The 21,154-nt window shown below is 70.0% G+C and carries 21 protein-coding genes and 1 tRNA gene; 15 read left to right on the forward strand and 7 right to left on the reverse strand.

Annotation, left to right across the window (positions count from 1 at the left end; translation table 11 throughout):
* The first annotated feature begins 188 nt into the window (after positions 1–188).
* A tRNA-Glu gene (locus tag MHY30_RS01340) sits at positions 189–264 on the forward strand.
* Positions 265–382: 118 nt separating this feature from the next.
* On the opposite strand, the gene MHY30_RS01345 is transcribed toward MHY30_RS01340, so the two are convergent.
* Together MHY30_RS01345 and MHY30_RS01350 are read right to left on the reverse strand one after the other, a co-directional pair.
* A complete protein-coding gene (locus tag MHY30_RS01345) occupies positions 383–1,450 on the reverse strand; it encodes a DUF4349 domain-containing protein (protein WP_239274711.1) in 1,068 nt (355 codons plus the stop codon).
* Positions 1,447–2,001, reverse strand: coding sequence for an RNA polymerase sigma factor (locus tag MHY30_RS01350; RefSeq protein WP_239274712.1), 555 nt, complete (start codon positions 1,999–2,001; stop codon positions 1,447–1,449). The genes MHY30_RS01345 and MHY30_RS01350 overlap by 4 nt, the downstream gene beginning before the upstream one ends.
* Before the next feature lie 153 nt (positions 2,002–2,154).
* On the opposite strand from MHY30_RS01350, the gene MHY30_RS01355 reads away from it, so the two are divergent.
* Positions 2,155–3,219: a TerC family protein gene (locus MHY30_RS01355; protein ID WP_239274713.1), complete on the forward strand. Its 1,065-nt coding sequence runs from the start codon at positions 2,155–2,157 to the stop codon at positions 3,217–3,219.
* Positions 3,220–3,320: 101 nt separating this feature from the next.
* Here MHY30_RS01355 and MHY30_RS01360 read toward each other — a convergent pair whose 3' ends face one another.
* Positions 3,321–4,634 carry an LLM class flavin-dependent oxidoreductase gene (locus tag MHY30_RS01360; RefSeq protein WP_239274714.1) on the reverse strand — a complete coding sequence of 438 codons (1,314 nt, stop codon included), beginning with the start codon at positions 4,632–4,634 and terminating at the stop codon, positions 3,321–3,323.
* Complete coding sequence (locus MHY30_RS01365) at positions 4,631–5,983, reverse strand: O-acetylhomoserine aminocarboxypropyltransferase/cysteine synthase family protein (RefSeq protein ID WP_239274715.1); 1,353 nt, start codon at positions 5,981–5,983, stop codon at positions 4,631–4,633. The genes MHY30_RS01360 and MHY30_RS01365 overlap by 4 nt, the downstream gene beginning before the upstream one ends.
* Before the next feature lie 232 nt (positions 5,984–6,215).
* Here MHY30_RS01365 and leuC point away from each other — a divergent pair, with 232 nt between their 5' ends.
* From leuC to MHY30_RS01395, 6 genes are all read left to right on the forward strand, one after another.
* Positions 6,216–7,697 (forward strand): 3-isopropylmalate dehydratase large subunit, encoded by a 1,482-nt coding sequence (leuC, locus tag MHY30_RS01370; RefSeq protein WP_239274716.1) that lies wholly within the window; start codon positions 6,216–6,218, stop codon positions 7,695–7,697.
* Position 7,698: 1 nt separating this feature from the next.
* Positions 7,699–8,295, forward strand: coding sequence for a 3-isopropylmalate dehydratase small subunit (leuD, locus tag MHY30_RS01375; protein ID WP_239274717.1), 597 nt, complete (start codon positions 7,699–7,701; stop codon positions 8,293–8,295).
* 63 nt (positions 8,296–8,358) lie between these two features.
* On the forward strand, positions 8,359–9,732 hold the full coding sequence (murA, locus tag MHY30_RS01380) for a UDP-N-acetylglucosamine 1-carboxyvinyltransferase (RefSeq protein ID WP_239274718.1): 1,374 nt from the start codon (positions 8,359–8,361) through the stop codon (positions 9,730–9,732).
* A 3-nt stretch (positions 9,733–9,735) separates the two neighbouring features.
* On the forward strand, positions 9,736–10,476 hold the full coding sequence (locus tag MHY30_RS01385; RefSeq protein ID WP_239274719.1) for a 1-acyl-sn-glycerol-3-phosphate acyltransferase: 741 nt from the start codon (positions 9,736–9,738) through the stop codon (positions 10,474–10,476).
* Entirely contained in the window at positions 10,466–11,602 is a 1,137-nt protein-coding gene (locus tag MHY30_RS01390; RefSeq protein ID WP_239274720.1) for an NAD(P)H-dependent glycerol-3-phosphate dehydrogenase, read from the forward strand. Before MHY30_RS01385 ends, MHY30_RS01390 begins: the two co-directional genes overlap by 11 nt.
* A complete protein-coding gene (locus MHY30_RS01395) occupies positions 11,502–12,587 on the forward strand; it encodes a D-alanine--D-alanine ligase family protein (RefSeq protein ID WP_239274721.1) in 1,086 nt (361 codons plus the stop codon). Before MHY30_RS01390 ends, MHY30_RS01395 begins: the two co-directional genes overlap by 101 nt.
* Positions 12,588–12,602: 15 nt before the next feature.
* Here MHY30_RS01395 and MHY30_RS01400 read toward each other — a convergent pair whose 3' ends face one another.
* Positions 12,603–13,100 (reverse strand): DUF3515 family protein, encoded by a 498-nt coding sequence (locus MHY30_RS01400; protein ID WP_239274722.1) that lies wholly within the window; start codon positions 13,098–13,100, stop codon positions 12,603–12,605.
* Between the two features lie 25 nt (positions 13,101–13,125).
* Here MHY30_RS01400 and thiL point away from each other — a divergent pair, with 25 nt between their 5' ends.
* Positions 13,126–14,118 carry a thiamine-phosphate kinase gene (gene thiL, locus MHY30_RS01405; protein ID WP_239274723.1) on the forward strand — a complete coding sequence of 331 codons (993 nt, stop codon included), beginning with the start codon at positions 13,126–13,128 and terminating at the stop codon, positions 14,116–14,118.
* Between the two features lie 91 nt (positions 14,119–14,209).
* Here the strand turns inward: thiL and rsmD are convergent, their stop codons facing one another.
* Positions 14,210–14,773: a 16S rRNA (guanine(966)-N(2))-methyltransferase RsmD gene (gene rsmD, locus MHY30_RS01410; protein ID WP_239274724.1), complete on the reverse strand. Its 564-nt coding sequence runs from the start codon at positions 14,771–14,773 to the stop codon at positions 14,210–14,212.
* Between the two features lie 49 nt (positions 14,774–14,822).
* On the opposite strand from rsmD, the gene MHY30_RS01415 reads away from it, so the two are divergent.
* The 6 genes from MHY30_RS01415 (at position 14,823) to mutM (ending at position 19,899) form a co-directional block, all read left to right on the forward strand.
* Positions 14,823–16,985, forward strand: coding sequence for an ATP-dependent DNA helicase RecG (locus MHY30_RS01415; protein WP_239274725.1), 2,163 nt, complete (start codon positions 14,823–14,825; stop codon positions 16,983–16,985).
* A gap of 16 nt (positions 16,986–17,001) precedes the next feature.
* Entirely contained in the window at positions 17,002–17,499 is a 498-nt protein-coding gene (coaD, locus tag MHY30_RS01420) for a pantetheine-phosphate adenylyltransferase (RefSeq protein WP_239274726.1), read from the forward strand.
* Positions 17,500–17,618: 119 nt separating this feature from the next.
* Positions 17,619–18,113: a DUF177 domain-containing protein gene (locus MHY30_RS01425; RefSeq protein WP_239274764.1), complete on the forward strand. Its 495-nt coding sequence runs from the start codon at positions 17,619–17,621 to the stop codon at positions 18,111–18,113.
* Positions 18,114–18,115: 2 nt separating this feature from the next.
* The gene (rpmF, locus tag MHY30_RS01430; protein ID WP_013586329.1) at positions 18,116–18,325 is read left to right on the forward strand and encodes a 50S ribosomal protein L32; all 210 of its coding nucleotides are present in this window, start codon (positions 18,116–18,118) and stop codon (positions 18,323–18,325) included.
* Between the two features lie 10 nt (positions 18,326–18,335).
* On the forward strand, positions 18,336–19,016 hold the full coding sequence (gene rnc / locus MHY30_RS01435; protein WP_239274727.1) for a ribonuclease III: 681 nt from the start codon (positions 18,336–18,338) through the stop codon (positions 19,014–19,016).
* Complete coding sequence (gene mutM, locus MHY30_RS01440; protein WP_239274728.1) at positions 19,009–19,899, forward strand: bifunctional DNA-formamidopyrimidine glycosylase/DNA-(apurinic or apyrimidinic site) lyase; 891 nt, start codon at positions 19,009–19,011, stop codon at positions 19,897–19,899. The genes rnc and mutM overlap by 8 nt, the downstream gene beginning before the upstream one ends.
* Positions 19,900–20,016: 117 nt before the next feature.
* Here the strand turns inward: mutM and MHY30_RS01445 are convergent, their stop codons facing one another.
* The gene (locus tag MHY30_RS01445) at positions 20,017–21,099 is read right to left on the reverse strand and encodes a GNAT family N-acetyltransferase (protein ID WP_239274729.1); all 1,083 of its coding nucleotides are present in this window, start codon (positions 21,097–21,099) and stop codon (positions 20,017–20,019) included.
* Between the last annotated feature and the right edge of the window lie 55 nt (positions 21,100–21,154).

Consider the following 21,154-nt stretch of genomic DNA (forward strand, 5'->3'; position numbering starts at 1 on the left):
GCGTGCAACCGCTGGACGCGAGGCGCTCGGGATGCCACGGGTGAACGAGTGGTGTGGGATTCGCCCCGGATCTTCCCCCTCGGGCCCTCGCGCGGTACCGTGGGCGGGACACGCCCGGGCTGCGAGTCATTCGCGGCCCGATTTGTCGTGCGCGGCATCCGTGGTGCATACTTGAACGGTTGCGACGCGGCCCCATCGTATAGCGGCCTAGTACGCCGCCCTCTCACGGCGGTAACGCGGGTTCGAATCCCGCTGGGGTCACCAACGAGAAGAAGCCTCGACCGAATGGTCGGGGCTTCTTCTCGTTCTGGCGGGGCCGCTCAGCGGAGAGCCGAAGGGCGAAGCAGGGCGGCGCCCGTGCGGTCTCGGCAGCCCCACCGCCCTACGCCTCGTGCGCCCCCCGACGTGCACGCACGATGCGTCGAACGCCCCACACGATCAGCAGCAGAACTCCCGCCACGGCGATCCACGGCAGCAGGAAGCCGAGGCCGATGACGACGCCGTTGAGCGTGGCGATCAGACCGTTCCATCCGGCGACGAGGCCGTCGCCGAAGCCCGCCGGGTCGGCGACGACGGTCTCTGACCGGACGTTCAGCTGAACGCTGAGCGACGACATCGCCACCTGTGACTCGAGCGACTGCAGCACCTGCCGGTCGGAGTCCAGCTGCGCCTGCCGCTCGGCGAGCGCGCTCTCGGCCGCGATGAGGTCGGCCACCGACCCGGCTTGCGTCATCAGCTCGGTGAGCCGGGCGACGGATGCCTCGCCGGCGGCCACACGGGCTCTCAGGTCGACCGTCTGCTCGGTGACATCCGAGCGCGTCACGCTCGTCGCGGTGACCTCGCCGACCTCTGAGAGGCCGTCCATGACCGAGGCGAGAGCGTCGGCCGGCACGCGGACCGTGATCCATCCCGAGGAGACCGTGGTCGATTCCGGCGCCGCGCCGTCCAGGGGAACGACACCCCCGCCGCCCCCGACCTGCGACGATTCGACGTAGCCGCCCGCCGCGGCCGCGGCATCCGACACGCGGTCGATCGCGGCGCGGACGTCGTCGACCTCGATCGTGCTGGAACCGGTGGCGATGATGTCGCGCCCGGCAGGTGTCGCGGTCGAGGAGTCCGCCGCGCCCCCGGCCGACATCTCCGGGAGGGCCTGACCGCTGACGTCGCGGAGTCCCTCGTCGGGGGCGTCGACACCGAGGCCGGGGTCAACGGCACCGCCGGCTTCGCTGACGCCGGAGATGCTCGATCCGGATGTCCCGGTCGGCGTCGAAAGCGCCGGACCGATGACGGCGGCGACGACGAGCACGGCCGCGGCGGCCCCGATGCCCGTCCATACGCCGCGTCGGCGTCGACGCCGGGTCACGCGCTCGTCGGCGATGCGTGCGAAGACCGCGGACTCGATGGCATCCACGCGGTCGTCGCGGAGAGGGGGAAGGGTGGGCGTGGTCATGGGGTCTCCGTCTCCATCGCGGTGGCGCGCACCCGGGAACGGATGCGGGAGAGGCGGTTGCGCACGGTGCCGTGCGAGACGCCGAGGGAGTCGGCGGCGGCCTGGTAGCCGTAGCCCTCGGCGGCGCACAGCCGGAAGATCTCGCGGTCGAGCTCGCCGAGACCGTCGACGGTCGCGAGGATCGTTGCCACGGTCTCGGCCTCGACGACCTGGTTCTCGACGTCGACGAGCGCGGGGATCCGTTCGTCGAGTTCCGCGGTCGTCCCGCGGCGGTGGCGGGACCGCAGGCGATTCTGCGCCTGCAGTCGGCACACGGTCGCCAGCCAGGGCAGGAGCGACGTCCCCTCGAGCGTCAGCTTCGGAAGCTTCCGCCACGCGACGACGAACGTCTCTTGCGCGACGTCCTCCGCATCGGCCTCGTCGTGCACCAGGCCGTAGGCGATCCAATAGACCGGGCGCACGTACGCGCGATAGAGCGACCGGAACGCCGCCTCCGACCCGCCGGCGGCGCGCGCGACCAGCGCCCTGTCGTCGATCACGTCGTCGGTCATGGCATCCGTTCCCTCTGTCCGGTACCCGTGCGAGCACTCTCTCACCTAGAGGTGTCCGCGCGTGCGGCATCGTCTCACGCGTGTTCCGTCCGATGACCCCGGCGCGGGGCCGAGGTCGATAGACTTCAGCGTTTCCCCCGACGAAAGGCCCTCATGGAGCTGCAGCTGGACCCGGTGTTCCAGACGGTGACCCTGGTGGTGCTGGTGCTGATCCTCGCCGCGGATCTTCTCCTCATCCTCAAGCGCCCCCACATCCCCTCGCCCAAGGAATCGACCCTGTGGGTGGTCTTCTACGTCACTCTCGCGTTGATCTTCGCCGGGGTCCTGTGGGCCGCCGCCGGGGGAGAGGTCGCGGGGCAGTTCGTCGCCGGGTGGCTCACCGAGTACAGCCTGTCGATCGACAACCTGTTCGTGTTCGTCCTGATCATGGGGCAGTTCGCCGTGCCGCGCCGCTACCAGCAGGAAGTGCTGATGGTGGGCATCATCATCGCCCTGGTCCTGCGCGGTGCGTTCATCCTCGTGGGCGCGACGATCATCGAGAACTTCAGTCCGATCTTCTACGTCTTCGGCGCATTCCTCATCTACACGGCCGTCCGCCAGGCCTTCCCCGGCGACGATCACGACGATGACGAACGCAAAGAGAGCTTCATCGTCCGGATGCTGCGCCGCGTGCTGCCCATCAGCGACTCCTACGACGGCAAGAAGGTGCTGACCCGCATCGACGGCAAGCGCGTGTTCACGCCCATGATCATCGTCTTCGCGGCGATCGGTGTGACCGACCTCCTCTTCGCGATCGACTCGATCCCGGCCATCTTCGGCATCACGCAGAGCCCGTTCATCGTCTTCACCGCCAACCTCTTCGCCCTCATGGGACTGCGGCAGCTGTACTTCCTGCTCGGCGATCTGCTGGAGCGTCTGCGCTACCTGCACTACGGCATCGCCTTCATCCTCGCGTTCATCGGCGTGAAGCTCATCCTCCACGCGATGCACGTCAACGAGCTGCCCTTCCTCAACGGCGGAGAGCCGATCGAGTGGGCGCCCGAGATCTCGACGTGGGTCTCCCTCGCCGTCATCGTGCTGTCGATGGCCGTCGCGACGATCGCGAGCCTCGTCGCGTCGCGTCGTGAACCCTCCACCGCGGGACCGCAGGATGCGGCCGCACAGGTCGCCGACGAGAAGGGAACCCCGCCGACGGTGGAGCAGCCTCGACGCGATTGACGTCTGCGCCCGGCATCCGTGTCCCACTTTGTGCAGGATGCGGCGTCGAGATTTGCACAAAGTGGGACATGCACCACCTGTGGAGCGAGGTGCGCCGGCGGTCAGAACGCGCGGAGGTTCGCTCCGAGTCCGCCGTCGACGTACTCCTCGCGCAGGATGCCACGGCGGCGGAGGATCGGCACGAGATCGTCGAGCAGCCGGTGCACCGTAACCGGGTGCAGGTCGCCCCACAAGAGCACCCCGTCGTTGCCCCACTCGCCGAGCTCCTCGATGCGGTCGGCGAACTCGCTCGCCGTGCCGACGAAACCGGAACCGTCGGTCAGTCGTCCCAGACGCGCGTGGGATGCCAGGATTGCGCGCAGGGGAGCGTCCGGCTCGTGCTTTCCGACGAGGCGGCGAATGCTCCCTTCCGACACGTGTTCGCCGAAGATCGCACGATCCAGCGGGCGATCGAGGTCGAGACCGGTGAGATCGGTCTCGAGGTCGCTCGATTGCTTGCAGGCGATGGTCAGCAACGCGGCGTCGTCGGGATGGGCCGATGCGGCCACGAGCCGATCGGCTTCCTCCGGCGATGAGACGAGCACGGGCTGGATGGCGAAGAGGATCTTCACGTCGCTCGGTGCGCGTCCGGCTGCCTCGGCGGCGGCGTGGATGCGCCGCCGGTAGGCGCGGATGCTCTGCTCGTCGAGCGGCGCGAGAGCCAGTTGCACGTCCGAGTTCCGCCCCGCGAAGGCGAGGCCGCGACCGGATCCCCCGGGCGAGACGATCGCCGGTTCCCCGTCGGTGAAGGGCACCGCGTTGAGGGGGCCGTCGAATCCGAAGTACTCGCCGCGGTGCGACGTCGCAGTCAGGAGGTTTCCGTCGGCGTACACGCCGGTCTCTTCGTCCTCGACGAGCGCACCGTCGCCCCAGCTGCGCCACAGCGAGCGCAGACCGTCCACCCACTCCTCGGCGCGGTCGTACGCGGCGTCGTGTCCGAGCTGAGGCGCGGTCGAGAAGTGCCTCGCGCTGCCGGTGTCGGTGACGACGTTGAGACCCAGCCGGTGACCGCTCAGGTGCTGCAGCGTCGCGAACTGCCGAGCCGCGGTGTAGGGGAGGTAGGCCGCCGGGTTGACGGTGGGCACGACGCCGAGGTGCCGGGTCGCGGCGAAGAGGTAGGGGGCGAGCAGGAGCGGATCGTGCTTGGGCCCGCCGAACGCGTGCCGCACCCGCAGGTCGATCGTCTCGGCGCTGCCGAGCGAAGGCGCGTCCTCGATGATGAGCAGGTCGAAGCCCGCCTGTTCGAGGGTCCGCGCGGAGTCCTGGTAGAGCCCGGGCTCTGTCCAGCGGTGGTTCCACCGCAGGTAGGGGTGACCCCAGCCGTGCGGTCCGAACCCGCGCGCGAGGAACCACCCGAAGTGCTGCGGGCGCGTCACAGTACGACCACCTCTCGCTCGGAGCCCCGGGTGCCGGCATCCGTTCGCCGACCGCCGGTGGCGACGGATGCCACGCTGTCGAGGGCCTGGTCGAGGTCGGCCACGAGGTCGTCGACGTCTTCGATCCCGATGGACAGACGCACAGTGCCCGGGAAGACCCCCGCGAGTTCGCGCTCGGCCACGGTCCGGCCGGAGTGGCTCGTGCTCTGCGGGTGGAGGATGAGGGAGCGGACGTCACCGAGGTGCGTCATGTGCGTGATGAGCCGCACCGACTGCACGACGTGTCGTGCCGCATCGAGCCCGCCGCGGAGCGTCACGGTGAACACCGACCCACTGCCGCGCGTGAGGTAGCGGCGTCCGAGCGCGTGGTGCGGATGCGAGGGGAGACCGACGTAATCGACCCGCTCGACCTCGGGGCGGGCCTCGAGCCAGCGCGCGACCGCGAGCGCGTTGGCCGACTGCCGCTCCATGCGCAGGCTGAGGGTCTCGACGCCCTGCCCGATGAGGAAGGCGTTGAGCGGCGAGGGGGACGGACCGAAGCGCGGCGCGACGCTTTCACGCAGGTACTGCCCGCGCGCGCGGCGACCGTACTTCTCGGCGTAGCTCGGCCCGCCCAGGCGGTCGCTGTGGGCGAGGTGCGGAAAGAGGTGACCGGAGGCGGCGGCGTCGAAACGCCCGTCGTCGATGATCACGCCGCCCAGGACAGCACCCTGCCCGGCGAGGAACTTGCTCGCGGAATGCACGACGACCGCCGCACCGTGCTCGAGCGGGCGGAGGAGATACGGGGTGGTGAACGTGCTGTCCACGACCAGTGGGATGCCGCGCTCGGCACCGATCGCGGACACCGCGGCGACGTCCAGGACGTCGTTGCGGGCGTTGGAGAGGGTCTCGGCGAAGAGCGCTTTCGTGCGCGGGGTGATGGCGTCTCGCCACGCGTCGAGGTCGGACGTGTCGACGAAGGTCGTCTCGATGCCCAGGCGGGCGAGGTTGTCCAGGAGCAGTCCCCGTGTGCCCTCGTAGATGTGTTCCGAGACCACGAGGTGGTCACCGGCTCCGGCGAGACCCAGGAGCGCCACGGTGACGGCCGCTTGCCCGCTCGAGACGAGGATCGCCTGGTCGCCGCCTTCGAGCGACGCGATCCTCTCCTCGACCGCGTGCACCGTGGGGTTGCCGGTCCGGCTGTAGCCGAACCCGCTGCCGGTGGCGAAGTGCGCGGCCGACTCGTCGAGATCCGAGAAAGTGAAGCCTGCGGTCAGGTAGATGGGCGTCGCTCGCGGCGAGGCGGTCGCGGTCGACGCGCCCACGTGCACCTGCCGGGTCGAGAATCCGGCGTCTTCCTGCGCGCCCATGCGGCACTCTCCTTTCGTCGGCGTGGCGACAGGCTCGCACGGGGGTGGCCCTCCCGCCCAAATGTGCGGCGTCGTGTTACGCGGGAGGGTGTCGGCGGCCCGGTGGTATCGTGGCGACGTGCGGATCGTCGGCCTCCTCCTTAGCGGCCGCGACGAGACCTTGTTCTAGGCCTTTCTCGTCGCGGAGTTCGTCGCGGGCCTCACATCCCATCCGAGGAGAAACGCAAGTCTCATGAGCACGACATCGATGGACGGCATCCACGTTCCGGATCGTCCCCGCACCCTGGCCGAGAAGGTCTGGGACGACCACCTGGTGGTCAAGGGCGAAGACGGTCAGCCCGACCTCATCTACATCGACCTCCACCTGGTGCACGAGGTCACGAGCCCGCAGGCGTTCGACGGCCTGCGTGCCGAGGGGCGTCCCGTCCGCCGTCTCGACCTCACCATTGCGACGGAGGACCACAACACCCCGACGCTCGACATCGACAAGCCGATCGCCGATCTCACCAGCCGCACGCAGATCGAGACGTTGCGCCGCAACGCCGAGGAGTTCGGCGTCCGCATCCACTCGCTTGGTGACAAGGAGCAGGGGATCGTGCACGTCGTCGGTCCTCAGCTCGGTCTCACGATGCCCGGCATCACGGTGGTCTGCGGCGACTCCCACACCTCCACGCACGGCGCTTTCGGCGCGATGGCCTTCGGCATCGGCACCAGCGAGGTCGAGCACGTCCTGGCAACGCAGACGCTGCCGCTCAAGCCCTTCAAGACGATGGCGATCACCGTTGAGGGCGAGTTGAAGCCCGGCGTGACCGCGAAAGACATCATCCTGGCCGTCATCGCCAAGATCGGCACGAACGGCGGTCAGGGCTATGTGCTCGAGTACCGCGGCAGCGCCATCCGATCCCTCTCGATGGAGGGCCGGATGACGATGTGCAACATGTCGATCGAGGCCGGTGCCCGCGCGGGCATGGTCGCGCCCGATAACACCACGTTCGAGTACCTGAAGGGCCGCCCGCACGCGCCCCAGGGGCAGGACTGGGACGACGCCGTCGCCTACTGGCGGACGCTGCCCAGCGACGAAGGCGCCGTGTACGACGCGGAAGTGTTCCTGGATGCCGACGAGCTCGAACCTTTCGTCACGTGGGGCACCAACCCGGGTCAGGGCGTTTCGCTCTCCGACGTCGTGCCGACCCCGTCCGAGATCAGCGACGCGAACGAGCGTGCCGCCGCCGAGCGGGCTCTGGAGTACATGGACCTGCGGCCGGGGACGCCGATGAAGGACATCCCGGTGGATGCCGTCTTCATGGGATCGTGCACCAACAGCCGCATCGAAGACCTTCGCGCTTTCGCCTCCGTCATCCGCGGTCGTTCGAAGGCCGAGAACGTCCGCGTCATGGTCGTGCCCGGGTCCGCGCGCGTCCGACTCGAGGCCGAGGCCGAGGGGCTGGACAAGGTGTTCACCGAGTTCGGCGCGGAGTGGCGTTTCGCGGGGTGCTCGATGTGCCTCGGGATGAACCCCGACCAGCTGGCGCCGGGGGAGCGGTGCGCCTCGACGTCGAACCGCAACTTCGAGGGCCGGCAGGGCAAGGGCGGGCGAACGCACCTCGTCTCTCCGTTGGTGGCCGCCGCGACCGCGGTCCGAGGGACGCTGTCCAGCCCCGCGGACCTCGATCCGCTGCCCGCCGAGACCGTCGCGACCGGGGCGGAGGCCTGACATGGAGAAGTTCACCACGCACACCGGCGTCGTCGCCCCGCTGAAGCGGTCGGCGGTCGATACCGACCAGATCATCCCCGCCGTCTACCTCAAGCGCGTGACCAAGACCGGGTTCGAGGATGCGCTCTTCGCCAACTGGCGTCAGGACCCCGACTTCGTCCTGAACCAAGAGGCCTTCCGCGCCGCGTCGATCCTCGTCGCCGGCCCGGACTTCGGTACCGGCTCCAGCCGTGAGCACGCCGTCTGGGCGCTGCGGGATTACGGGTTCAAGGTCGTCCTGAGCCCGAAGTTCGCCGACATCTTCCGCGGCAACTCGGGCAAGCAGGGCCTGGTGACGGGCGTCATCACCGAGGACGACGTCGAGCGCATCTGGGCCGCGGTCGAAAGTAATCCCGGGGTCGCGATGACGGTTGACCTGGATGCCAAGACGGCGACGCTCGGCGACCTCCGGGTTTCGTTCGAGATCGACGATTACACTAGGTGGCGGCTTCTCGAAGGGCTCGACGACATCGGGCTCACTCTGCGCGACGAAGACAAGATCGCGCAGTTCGAGGCGCGCCGCGAGGCATGGCGGCCGCGGACCCTCCCGGTCCGCTAAGCCCGGCCGGCCCGATCGGGCCGCTCCGCCGCCCCTCGTCCACGAAGTGAGGTCCACCCCCCTATGAGCACACTCGTCACCGATTCCGGAGACCGATTCCCCGGACAGCCGGACTGGGAGGCGGCCGAGACGCTGTCGATCCGCGGCGGACGCCCGTTGCGCGGAACGGTCGAGGTCAAGGGGGCGAAGAACCTCGTCACCAAGGCGATGGTGGCGGCCCTCCTCGGCGAGACCACCAGCACGCTGCGCGACGTCCCCAGCATCAGCGACGTCAAGGTCGTGCGGTCCCTCCTCGAGGTGCACGGCGTCACCGTCACCGAGGGCGAGGAGGAGGGCACCCTCCACCTCGACCCGTCCGGCGCGGTCGCGGCGCACTTCGAGGAGATCGACGCGCACGCCGGCGCTTCGCGCATCCCGATCCTCTTCTGCGGGCCGCTCCTGCACCTTCTCGGTGAAGCGCTCATCCCCGACCTGGGCGGATGCCGCATCGGCGACCGCCCGATCAACTTCCACATGGATGCGCTGCGCGCCTTCGGCGCCGTCGTCGACAAGAGCTACGAGGGCATCCGCATCACGGCGCCCAACGGTCTGCACGGGGCGAACATCACGCTGCCCTACCCGAGCGTCGGGGCGACCGAGCAGGTGCTGCTGACGGCCGTGCGCGCGAAGGGCGTCACCGAGCTGCGCAACGCCGCGATCGAGCCCGAGATCATGGATCTCATCGCCGTCCTTCAGAAGATGGGCGCGATCATCTCGTACGAGCCCAACCGCGTGATCTTCATCGAAGGCGTCGACCGTCTGGTCGGCTACGACCACCGCGCGATCTTCGACCGCAACGAGGCCGCCTCGTGGGCGTGCGCGGCGCTGGCCACCGATGGCGAGATCTTCGCCAAGGGCGCCCGGCAGCAGGACATGCTGACCTTCCTCAACGTGTTCCGCAAGGCCGGGGGATGGTTCGACGTCCGTGAGGACGGCATCCTCTTCCGCCGTGGGGATGCGCTCAAGCCCGTCATGGTCGAGACCGACGTGCACCCCGGATTCATGACCGACTGGCAGCAGCCCCTCATCGTGGCGCTCACCCAGGCACCGGGCACCTCGGTCGTGCACGAGACGGTCTACGAGAACCGCCTCGGATTCACGCAAGCCCTGAACAAGATGGGGGCCGACATCGTCGTGCACCCCAAGGGCATCGCGAGCCCCGATCGCCGAGTGCCGCGTCGCGACCTCGAGCAGGCGGCTGTCATCAACGGTCCCACGCCGCTGCACGGCGCGGACGTCGAGGTGCCCGACCTGCGCGGTGGCTACAGCTACGTGATCGCGGCTCTGGCGGCCGAGGGCGAGTCGACGGTGCGCAACATCGGCATCATCCGCCGCGGGTACGAGAAGTTCCTCGAGAAGCTCACCGCTCTCGACGCCGACTTCGACGTCGTGGGCTGAGCGGTGGCCGCCTCTCCCGAGAAGAGCCGGCCGAGCGCCTTCTGGCCCCTCGCGGCGGTCGTGGTGCCGCTGGTCGGCGTGTTCGCCCGCATCGAGCTGCGGGGCGTCGAGAACCTTCCTCGCGAGGGGGCCTACGTGCTGGCGCCCAATCACAACTCCGAGTTCGACCCGCTCGTCGTCGCGGTGGCCGTGTGGCGGGCCGGGCGCGCGCCGCGCTTCATGGCGAAGGAGAGCCTGTTCAAGGTTCCCGTGCTCGGGGCGGCGCTGCGTGCCACCGGCATGGTCCCCGTGCCGCGCACCTCGACGAGCGCCACCCAGTCGATCACGGCGGCGCAGGACATCGCCCGCGACGGTCGCGGGGTCATCGTCTACCCCGAGGGCACCCTCACGCGCGACCCGGACCTCTGGCCGATGCGCGGCAAGACCGGCGCCGTGCGACTCGCCCTCGGCGGCAACCTGCCGCTCATTCCCATGGCCCAATGGGGCGTGCAGCAGATCCTGCCGCGCTACGGGAAGCTGCGCTTCCCGCGTCGTTCGAAGGTGATCGTCGAGTTCGGTCCGGCTCTCGATCTCTCGGCGCACACGGCGACGGCAACGCAACCCGCGACCCTGACGCGCGCGACCGATGAACTGATGGCGCGCCTCGCCGAGATGCTGTCGGGCCTGCGGGGCCTGTCGGCCCCCGCCGAGCGCTGGAACCCCGCGCAACACGGGCAGAACGAGACGGGCCGCCTTGAGTCGTAAGCACGAGGCCCCCGCACCCAAGGTCGCCGTCGTCGGTGCCGGCAGCTGGGGCACGACGTTCGGCAAGATCCTCGCCGACGGTGGCGCATCGGTCGTCATGTGGGCTCGCCGGCCGGAGCTGGCCGCCGAGATCACCGAGTCCAAGCGCAACAGTCGGTACCTCTCGGGCATCAACCTGCCTCGCACGATGACCGCGACGACGAGTCTCGCCGAGGCTCTCGACGGCGCGGAGCAGGTGTACCTCTCCATCCCCAGCCAGGCGTTGCGCGAGAACCTCGCCGACGTCAAGCCGCTCGTCGAGAACACCGGCGCTCCGATCGTGTCCCTCATGAAGGGCGTCGAGAAGTCGACGGGCCTGCGCATGAGCCAGGTCATCGAGCAGGTGCTGCTGTGCGATCCGTCGCGCATCGCGGTGGCATCCGGTCCCAACCTGGCCCTCGAGATCGCGCGCGAACAGCCCACGGCCGCCGTGATCAGCTCGCTGAGTCCCGAGACGGCCGAAGCGGTCGCCCGGCGCGCACGCAACCGCTACTTCCGGTCGTTCGTCAACACCGACGTGATCGGAACCGAGTTCGGCGGCGTGCTGAAGAACCTCATCGCGGTGGCGATCGGCATCGTCGACGGCGTCGGCTACGGAGAGAACACGAAGGCGTCCATCATCACGCGCGGCCTCGTCGAGATGACCGACTTCGCCGTCGCGCAGGGCGCGCAGCCCGAGACGCTGCAGGGCCTGGCCGGCCTCGGTGATCTCATCGCCACGTGCCAGTCGCCGTTGAGCCGCAACAACACGGCCGGGCGCCTGCTCGGTCAGGGCTTCGGCTACCAGGACGTGGTCAAGCAGATGCAGCAGACGGCGGAGGGCTTGGCATCCGTCGCGCCCGTCCTCCAGCTGGCGCGGGAGGTCGGCGTCGACATGCCGATCGTGCGCCAGGTGAAGATGGTGCTGGACGGCACCATGGATCCGCGCGACATCGCGCCCCATCTCACGACCGACGACGACCAGCCGCAGGGCGAGAGGACGCAGAATGACCAGACCGGCGGTGGTGGTGCTCTTCGGCGGGCGCTCCAGCGAGCATTCGATCAGTTCCGCCACGGCGGGCGGGGTGCTGCGGGCGATCGACCGTGACCGTTTCCGGGTGATCCCCGTCGGCATCACCCGTGACGGCGCTTTCGTCCTGGAGGCCGACGACCCCGACAAGTTCGCTCTCCGCCCCGAGAAGCTCCCCGAGGTCGTCGACAACGGCACGCGGGTGCGGCTGCCGGACTCCGTCCTATCCCGCGAGTGGACGGTGACGGATGCTGAGGGGGAGCGGTCGCTCGGCGAGGTCGACGTCGTGCTCCCGATCCTGCACGGGCGCTTCGGTGAGGACGGGACGGTGCAGGGGCTCCTCGAGCTCCTCGGCATCCCGTACGCGGGCGGCGGCGTGCTGATGTCGGCGATCGGGATGAACAAGAACGTCACCAAGAGGGTGCTGCGCTCGGCGGGAGTGCCGGTGGTGCCGTGGGTGGCCGTGACCCGCGCCGATCTCGAGTGTGACCGCGAGCTGTGGGAGCGGCGAATCCGCGCGCTCGACCTGCCCGTGTTCGTCAAGCCCAATGAGGCCGGGTCGAGCGTCGGCGTGACGAAGGTCTCGCGCTGGGAAGACCTGGACGCCGCCCTCGAGACGGCGTTCGCCGAAGACCGTCTCGCCCTCGTCGAGCAGGCGATCGTCGGTCGCGAGCTGGAGTGCGGTGTGCTGCCGGGCCGCAACGGCGGACCTGTGCGCGTCAGCGTCGCCGGTGAGATCGTCGTCACCGGGCGCGAGTTCTACGACTTCGAGGCCAAGTACCTCGACGCGCCGGGCGTCGACCTGGTGTGCCCCGCCGACCTCCGCGAGGGCGAGCTGTCCGAGATGCAGCGCATCGCGGCGCACGCCTTCGAGGCGCTGGGAGGCGAAGGGCTCGCGCGCGTCGACTTCTTCTACACGGGCACCGAGTTCTACGTGAACGAGGTCAACACCATGCCCGGCTTCACCCCGATCTCGATGTTCCCGACGTGCTGGATCGCGTCCGGGCTGTCGTATCCCGAGCTCATCAGCGACCTGCTCGACGCCGCGCTCGACCGCGTCTAGGGTCGCGGACCGCGGTCAGGGGGTCGGCGCGGGGCTCGCGTCGGCGGGCGACGTGCACACCTGTCCCGTGGCCGGGAGATAGTCGCGGATGAGGGGCGCCAGGGCCTGCGCGACGTCGGCGCTACTCGCCTCGGCGTAGTCGAGGTAGACCTGGACGGCGGGCTCGCGGCCGAACGTCGTCAGCGTGTAACGGTTCTCGGCGGCCTGCGACTCGTCGACGAGCCAGTCGACGCCGTCGAAGGGACGGCAGGGCAGCGTCGACGGGCCGGGAGCCTCGAGCCCGCACGTCAGCAGGATGCTCGCGGGGGTGCCCCACGCGCCCGTGGCCTGTGCGTCGGTCCACCGACGCTCCTGACCGGAGATGCTCTGCGGCAGGCGGGAGATGACCTGCGCGCACGCGGGATCGTTCGCGCCTTCCGCGGGCTGCATCGCCACGGTCGTGCTGCACGCGGCGAGCCCCGGAAGCAGGGCGAGTACAGCGAGCAGCGCGAAGAAACGACGGGAGCGGGACACCCCTCCAGGCTAATAGCGTGGGGGAGTGACCGACGCCGAGCCGACCGTGGGAGACCTGTCCGAGGGACAGGTGCTGCGCGGCATCCTGGACCGTCTTCCCGCCTCGACCGCGCCCGTCGGGCCTGGCGACGACGCCGCGGTGCTGGCGGTGCCCGATGGCAGGGTCGTCGCCACCACCGACACGCTCGTGCACGGTCCGGACTTCCGGCTCGCGTGGTCGTCCGCGGTCGACCTGGGGTACAAGGCCGCGGCGGTCAACCTCGCCGACGTCGCGGCGATGGGTGCCCGACCCATCGCGCTGCTCGTGGCGCTGGCCATGCCCGACGAGACCCCGATCGCGTTCGTGCGCGGTCTCGCCGACGGGCTCGCGCAGGCGTGCGCCGAACTCGCGCCGGGCTGCGCCGTCGAGGGCGGTGACCTGACCGCCTCCGACACCCTGACGATCGCCGTCACGGCCCTGGGCAGCCTGGAAGGTCGCGCGCCCGTGCGCCGCTCCGGGGCGCGGCCCGGGGATGCGGTCCACGTCATCGGGGAGCTCGGTGTGGCGGCTCGGGGCCTGGATCTGCTGTTCACGCGATTCACGGATGCCGCGGGCTCACCGGTGGCGGTGACCCCGGAGGGTCGGGCGGCCCTCGACCCCGCAGACTCTTACGCGCTCGATCGACAGTTGCGCCCCCGCCCTCCGATCGCCGACGCGCTGCGGGCGGCGGACGCCGGTGCGACGGCGATGATGGACGTCTCCGACGGTCTCGCGCTGGATGCCACGCGCCTCGCGGACGCGTCGATGGTGACGATCGCGTTCGACGCGGGGGCGCTGGGCGAGGACGTCGCGCTCGCGCTGGGCGGGGGAGAGGACCACGGCTTCCTCGCGACGTTCCCCGAGGGCGTCGTCGCCCCCGGGCGGCGTGTCGGGACCGTGCACCCGCGGGGCGAGGTCGCGGTCACGGTCGACGGTCGGCCCTGGACCGGCCACGCAGGCTGGGATCCCTATCGCGACTGGGACGCCGGCCGCGGCTGACGTCCCCCTAGGGCGCGAGTCGCCAGGTTTTGTCGCCTGCCGCGCGCGGCAAGCGACAAAACTTGGCGACTCGCGCGCGGCAGGACGGTGGTCAGCGGGACGGTCGGCCCCACCAGAGCGTCGTGTCGCCGTAGGTGCGATCGCGCTCGGGCTCGAGGCCGGCGGCCGCCCAGTCGGGGGCATGAGATCGTTTGGCGCGCTCGACGACCACCGCGGCGTCCGGGCTCAAGCGCGGAGCGAGGCTCGTGAGGACCCGAGCGATCTCGTCATCGGTGGCGTCGTAGGGCGGGTCGAGGAACACGAGGTCCCACTCCGCGGTTGCCGCCTCGACGTAGGTCGACGCGTTCGCGCGATGCACGCGCGCCACTCCTCCCACACCCGCAGACCGCAGGCGGTCGGCGTTCTTCCGGATGAGGGCGGCGGCCGGCGCGGACAGTTCGACGAGGTCGGCGGTGTCGGCGCCCCGGCTGAGGCTCTCGAGGCCGAGCGCGCCGGACCCCGCGTACAGGTCGAGCACGCGCGCGCCGGCGATGAGGTCGGCCGACTCCAGCGCGCCGAACAGCGACTCGCGCACGCGGTCGCTGGTGGGCCGCGTGCCCTTGGCCGGGACGTCGAGGACCGTGCCGCCCGCGCGGCCGGAGATGATGCGAGTCACCTCCTCACCCTACAAACCGTGTGTCCGGGGGGATGCCTAGACTCGGTGCATGCCCGGTCTCTCGCTGTCGTCGCGCCTCGACGGCGCCGTGGGCGGCAAGACGGCTGCCGCCTTCGAGCGCGCCTTCGGCATGAAGACCGTCGGCGAACTGCTCGAGCACTACCCGCGCCGATACGCCCGGCGCGGCGAGCTGACGCCCATCGCGTCGCTACCCCTGGGCGAGCCCGTCACGATCGTGGCCGAGGTGGTCAGCGCCACGGAGCGGCGCATGCAGAACCGGCGCGGCTCGCTGCTCGAGGTGATCATCAGCGACGGTGACGGTCGCCTGTCGCTGACGTTCTTCAACCAGTCGTGGCGTCTGAAAGACCTCATGCCCGGGCGCCGGGGCATCTTCTCGGGCAAGGTGGGCGAGTACCGGCGTCAGACGCAGCTCACCCACCCCGACTACTCGCTCTTCGACGATCTCGAAGAGGCGCGCGCCGAGGCCGAGGTGAACGCCAAGCGGCCCATCCCGATCTACCCGGCGACCAGTTCCGTGCCGAGTCCCCTCGTGCAGAAGACGATCGCCCTCGTCCTCGATGCTCTGGGCAGCGTCGATGACCCGCTGCCCGACGATCTCCGCGCGCGGCACGGTCTCGTGAGCGCACGGACCGCGCTCGAGCACATCCACCGTCCGTACCACGACGACGAGATTCCCCCCGCCGTCGCGACCCTGCGCATGCAAGAGGCGTTCGTGCTGCAGACGGCGTTGCTGCAACAGCGGCAGTTCGTGCGCGCACTGTCGGCGACTCGACGACCCGCAGCGCCGGGGGGCCTTCTCGAGCGCTTCGACGCGGCGCTGCCGTTCGAGCTGACGCCCGATCAGCAGAGCGTGGGGGCACGCATCGCCGGCGACCTCGTGGGCGACTGGCCCATGAACCGTCTCGTTCAGGGCGAAGTCGGTTCGGGCAAGACCCTCGTCGCCCTGCGCGCCATGCTGCAGGTCGCCGAGTCCGGGGGACAGTCCGCCCTCATCGCCCCCACCGAGGTCCTGGCGGCACAGCACGTGCGCTCGATCGCGAAGATGCTCGGCCCGCAGCTCGCGCCCGAACTCATGCCCACGTTGCTCACCGGGCAGCTCCCGGCTGCGGAACGCCGTCGCGCCGCGCTGCGCGTGGCATCCGGTCAGGCGAGGATCGTCGTCGGAACGCACGCCCTGCTGAGTTCCACGACCACCTTCGCCGATCTGGGATTCGTCGTCGTCGACGAGCAGCACCGCTTCGGCGTCGATCAGCGCGAGGCGCTCCGTGCGAAGGGCGACTCGCCGCACACGCTCGTTCTGACCGCGACGCCCATTCCTCGCACCGTCGCGATGACGGTGTTCGGCGACCTGGACGTCTCCACGATTCGCACGATGCCCGCGGGGCGCGCCGGCATCCAGACTTTCGTGGCACCGCTGGCCGAAAAGCCCGGGTGGTTCGCGCGGGTGTGGGACCGGGTGGCCGAAGAGGTCGCGCAGTCGCGCCAGGCCTTCGTGGTCTGCGCGGCGATCGACGCCGAGAAGCTCACGAGCGACGAGGTCGGTGACGAACCCGCAGCGGATTCCGCCGACACACGCACGCGCTGGGGCGTCGTGCAGGTGCAGGCCCTGCTCGGCACTCTGCCCGCTTTCGCCGATATCCGGGTCGAGATCCTCCACGGCAAGATGCACGCCGACGAGAAGGATGCCGTGATGCAGGCGTTCGCGCGCGGCGACATCGACGTCCTGGTGGCCACGACCGTCATCGAGGTCGGTGTCGACGTGCCGAACGCGTCGACCATGGTGATCCTCGAGGCCGACCGCTTCGGCGTCTCGCAGCTGCACCAGCTGCGAGGGCGCGTGGGTCGCGGTGGCCTGCCCGGCCTGTGTCTGCTCGTGACCGAGGCGGCGCCCGGCACGTCGTCGCGGTCGCGGGTGGAGGCTGTGGCCCGGACGCTCGACGGTTTCGAGCTCGCCGAGGTCGACCTCGAGCTGCGCGGCGAAGGCGACGTACTCGGCGGGGCTCAGTCGGGGGTCCGGTCCTCCTTGCGGCTCCTGCGGGTGGTCACCGACGCCGACCTCATCGTGCAGGCGCGCGCCGCCGCCGAGGCGGTGCTCGCCGACGACCCCGCGCTCGTCCGGCATCCGGGTCTGGCCGCCGCTCTCGAGCGTCGGGTGGGCGTCGAGGAGCGCGCGGCCCTCGCCAAGTCCTGATCGGTAGGCTGGCGATATGAGTCCGCGGATCGCCGTCGTACCCGGTTCCTTCGACCCTCCGACGCGGGGGCACCTCGACGTGATCCGCCGGGCCGCCGGTCTGTTCGATCAGTTGCACGTGCTGGTCGTCCACAATCCCGGCAAAGAGGCGATGCTGCCCATCGCCCAGCGTCAGGCTCTCCTCGAGCAGTCGATCCAGGAGGAGGGCATCGAGGGCGACGTCATCGTCGCGGCGTGGAGCATGGGCCTGCTCGTCGATTACGCCACCGACGTGGGGGCACAGGTTCTCGTCAAGGGCATCCGGTCCCAGGTCGACGTCGCTTACGAGACTCCCATGGCGATCGTGAACCGCGACCTCGCGCACGTCGAGACGGTGTTCCTCCTGCCCGACCCTTCGCACGCGCTTGTCTCCAGCTCGCTCGTGCGTCAGGTCGCCGCGCTCGGCGGCGACGTCTCGCCCTACGTGCCGGGCCCGGTTGCTCGGTTCCTCGACACCGGCGCGCGCGGGCTCTGAGCCCTCGTTCCGCACGGCCCCCGTTCAGGGCCGCGCGGGTAGCATGGACGACCGTGAGAACCCACCGCCCCGGCCCCTTCCAGCTCCCCGTGCGCGATATCGAGCGCAAGCCGGGCGAGATGCGCGAGCACGAGCTCGACATCCCCGCTCCGGAGAAGTGGGGCGAGGGCCTCGTGTCCGTCGCCGCCGCGGAACCGCTCGAGATCGACGTGCGCCTGGAGTCGGTGCACGAAGGCATTCTCGCGTCGGGAACCGTCGACACCACGGCGACGGGAGTGTGCGGCCGTTGCCTCACCGACATCACCGAGCCTGTCGAAGTCGAGTTCCAGGAACTTTTCGCGTATCCTGGGGACGAAGCGAACGACTTCGAAGTTCAAGACGACCACGTGGATCTTGAAAATCTGGTCCGGGATGCCATTGTCCTCTCGCTTCCGTTCCAGCCGGTGTGTCAGCCGGATTGCCTCGGGCTCGACCCGGTCACGGGTGAGAAGCTGACGGAGAGCGCCGGTGACACGGAGCAGACGCCTGTCGATCCTCGGTGGGCCGCGCTCCAGCAGTACACCCCAGACGACGGCGATGCGCTCCGCGCCGCCCCCAAGACAGAGAAGAGCTAGCCATGGCAGGTAACCCCCCGAAGCGGAAGGTCTCCCGCTCCAACACCCGCTCGCGTCGCGCGCAGTGGAAGGCCGAAGCCCCCGCGCTGGTCAAGACCATCGAGAACGGCAAGGTCGTCTACAGCCGCCCCCACCAGGCGAAGGTCGTCACCGACTCGCAGGGCACCGAGCTCTTCCTCGAGTACAAGGGCCGCAAGGTCGCCGACGTCTGATCAACGTCCGGTGACGCGTAACGCTGCGCTCATCGAGAAGCTCGGGGTCGACATCGACCCCGAGCTTCTTTCTCTTGCGCTGACCCATCGCTCGTTCGCTTACGAGAACGGCGGCATTCCGCACAACGAGCGCCTCGAGTTCCTCGGCGACTCGGTCCTCGGCCAAGCGGTGACGGTGCGTTTGTACACCCGGCATCCGGAGCTCGACGAGGGGAGCCTCGCCAAGCGACGCGCGAGCGTCGTGTCGACCGTGGCCCTCGCGGAGGTCGCGCGGGCCATCGGGCTCGGCGATCATGTGCGCCTCGGGCGCGGGGAGATCCTCACGGGCGGCCGTGACAAGGACTCGATCCTCGCCGACACGATGGAGGCGGTGATCGGGGCGACGTACCTGTCTGCGGGTCCTGACGCCGCGACCGGTCTGGTGCTGCGCCTGGTCGAGCCGCTGCTGGCGGATCCGGACCGTTACGGCGCGGCGATGGATCCGAAGACCAGCCTTCAGGAGATCGCGGCGCGCCTCGCGCTCCCGGCGCCCGTGTACTCGGTGGCGGCGGCCGGTCCGGACCACGATCGGCGTTTCACCGCGACGGTCGTCGTCGGCGACGTCACGGCCCAGGGGCTGGGGTCGAGCAAGAAGCACGCCGAGATGGCTGCGGCGCTCACGGCATGGCGCGAGTTGAGCGCGCGTGCCTGAACTCCCCGAGGTCGAGGTGGTCCGCGCCGGCCTCGAGCCGGCGGTCAGCGGCGCCCTCATCGTCTCGGTCGACGTGCGCGACGCCCGAGCGCTGACGCGACACACGGGCACGGCGGAGCACTTCGAGGCGGAGCTCACCGGTCGGCGGATCTCTGCCGCGGTGCGGCGCGGCAAGTTCCTGTGGATGCCGGTCGGAGACGACGAGGCGATCGTCGCCCACCTGGGGATGAGCGGTCAGATGCTTCTGCGCGTTCCCGGTGCGCCCGAGGAACGGCACGAACGTATCCGTGTCGAGCTGGAGAACCCGGTTCACGGAGATCTCTCCCTCGTCTTCGCCGACCAGCGCACGTTCGGGTCGCTCGCTCTCGATCGGCTCATCGACACGCCGGATGCCGCGCCCGCCGGTCGTGGCTCGCCGCTGTCGCGCGTGCCGACGCAGGTGGCCCATATCGCCCGTGACCCGCTCGATCCGGCTTTCGACGACGCGCGATTCCGGGCGCGGTTGGCGCGGACATCGTCGGGCATCAAGCGCGTGCTGTTGGATCAGACCGTGGCCAGCGGCATCGGCAACATCTACGCCGATGAGTCGCTGTGGGCCGCGCGCATTCACCCCGAGACCGCGGCATCCAATCTTCCGACCCGCTCGGTGAACCGCCTGCTGGCCGAGATCCGGGCGGTGCTCGAGAAGGCTCTCGCCGAGGGTGGGACGAGCTTCGACGCGCAGTACGTCAACGTCAATGGGCAGGCGGGGTACTTCGCGCACTCTCTGAACGCGTACGGCCGCACCGGTCAGCCGTGTCCGCGCTGCGGCCGGCCGATCGTGCGGGTGTCGTTCATGAACCGTTCGAGCCACTTCTGCCCGCGCTGCCAGCGCATGCGCTGACCGGTTTCGCTGCTCGGCCGTTCGGGCGTGAGACCGCATCCCGCCGACGAATCCGCCGCGGGAAGCGGGACAGATGTCGGCGGGATGCGGTTTCGGCGAAGTGCGTACGGCGTCGGATCACGCGAGCGTCTTCTGCCACGCCCCCTCGTACGACGTCGGCACGAAGCCGATCGCCTCGTTGATCGACAGCATGGGCCGGTTCTCCTCGGCGTTGTACGTCATGACGCGCGGCGACTCCGGGACCGCCTCGCGCCACGCGAGCAGCCCGGCGCACTTGACGAGCATGCCCAGGCGGTGGCCGCGGTGGGCAGCGACGACCAGGGTGTCCTCCTGGCTGGTCACGGTCGTCGGGTCCTTGCCGATGGCCAGTTCGTTGAACGCCGCGAGCTCGCCCGTGTCGACGTGCTGCGCCACGGTCACGAGGACGTGACGTTCGGCATCGGTGTACGTCCGTTCCCACTCGAGCACGCGGTTGGCGTCCCACTGCTCCTCGTCGTAGTCGAGACCCGCCGATGGTGCGTCGGTGACCATCCGTGACTTCATCGCGGCGTAGGCCTCGACGAACTCCGGGGGAGTGGGGAGGATCCACTGGATGACGCGGTATCCCGCGGCCGCCTCCTCCGCCTCGGCGAGAAGGCGGCGCAGATGGGGCTCGGCGCCGGTCAGGTCGAGGTAGCTCTGACGGACGATCTGCTCGAGCCGATATCCGGATGCCAGGAAGAACCGGGCCGCGTGGTCGAGGGGAATGTGGCCGAAGCCCGTCGGCGCGTCCAGCTGCGGACCGGCGACGGCGGGGTGCTCCGCCCACGACTGCAGGACGGTGCGACCGTGTTCCCGCGCGGTGCGCTCGATGAGGTCGTGGGCGGCACGGCCGATGCCGCGCCCCCACACGTTGCGGCGCAGTTCGATGAGCCAGAAGGCCGTGCGTGCGCCCTCCTCCTGGGGGAGGTCGAGGCCGACGCGCCCCACCACCTCGCCGTCCACGACGGCCAACCACAGAAGGCGGATCTGCGAAGCGGTCGGCCGGTATGCGGGAAGGAGCTCGTCGGCGGGCATGGCGTGGTCGTCGTGTCCGGCGATCTCCGCGTAGACGATGTTGCGTACGCGGGTCATCTCGCGGAAGTCGGCGGCGTCGGCGTCGTCGATGGAGGCGGGTATGCGGAGGGGGCGCAGCTCGAGGCCGGCCGGGAGGGTGATCATGTCGGTTCTTTCGTCGGAGGGGAGAAGGGGTGGGGCCGGGGGTGGCCCCACCCGA

It is taken from the genome of Microbacterium sp. ACRRU, from assembly GCF_022346945.1.
GTDB classification, from domain to species: domain Bacteria; phylum Actinomycetota; class Actinomycetes; order Actinomycetales; family Microbacteriaceae; genus Microbacterium; species Microbacterium mcarthurae.

Coding starts and splice junctions, on each gene's coding strand:
- MHY30_RS01345 (WP_239274711.1), bottom strand. CDS start 1,450: ATGACCACGCCCACCCTTCCCCCTCTCCGCGACGACCGCGTGGATGCC.
- MHY30_RS01350 (WP_239274712.1), bottom strand. CDS start 2,001: ATGACCGACGACGTGATCGACGACAGGGCGCTGGTCGCGCGCGCCGCC.
- MHY30_RS01355 (WP_239274713.1), top strand. CDS start 2,155: ATGGAGCTGCAGCTGGACCCGGTGTTCCAGACGGTGACCCTGGTGGTG.
- MHY30_RS01365 (WP_239274715.1), bottom strand. CDS start 5,983: ATGGGCGCGCAGGAAGACGCCGGATTCTCGACCCGGCAGGTGCACGTG.
- leuC (WP_239274716.1), top strand. CDS start 6,216: ATGAGCACGACATCGATGGACGGCATCCACGTTCCGGATCGTCCCCGC.
- leuD (WP_239274717.1), top strand. CDS start 7,699: ATGGAGAAGTTCACCACGCACACCGGCGTCGTCGCCCCGCTGAAGCGG.
- murA (WP_239274718.1), top strand. CDS start 8,359: ATGAGCACACTCGTCACCGATTCCGGAGACCGATTCCCCGGACAGCCG.
- MHY30_RS01395 (WP_239274721.1), top strand. CDS start 11,502: ATGACCAGACCGGCGGTGGTGGTGCTCTTCGGCGGGCGCTCCAGCGAG.
- MHY30_RS01415 (WP_239274725.1), top strand. CDS start 14,823: ATGCCCGGTCTCTCGCTGTCGTCGCGCCTCGACGGCGCCGTGGGCGGC.
- coaD (WP_239274726.1), top strand. CDS start 17,002: ATGAGTCCGCGGATCGCCGTCGTACCCGGTTCCTTCGACCCTCCGACG.
- MHY30_RS01425 (WP_239274764.1), top strand. CDS start 17,619: ATGCGCGAGCACGAGCTCGACATCCCCGCTCCGGAGAAGTGGGGCGAG.
- rpmF (WP_013586329.1), top strand. CDS start 18,116: ATGGCAGGTAACCCCCCGAAGCGGAAGGTCTCCCGCTCCAACACCCGC.
- MHY30_RS01445 (WP_239274729.1), bottom strand. CDS start 21,099: ATGATCACCCTCCCGGCCGGCCTCGAGCTGCGCCCCCTCCGCATACCC.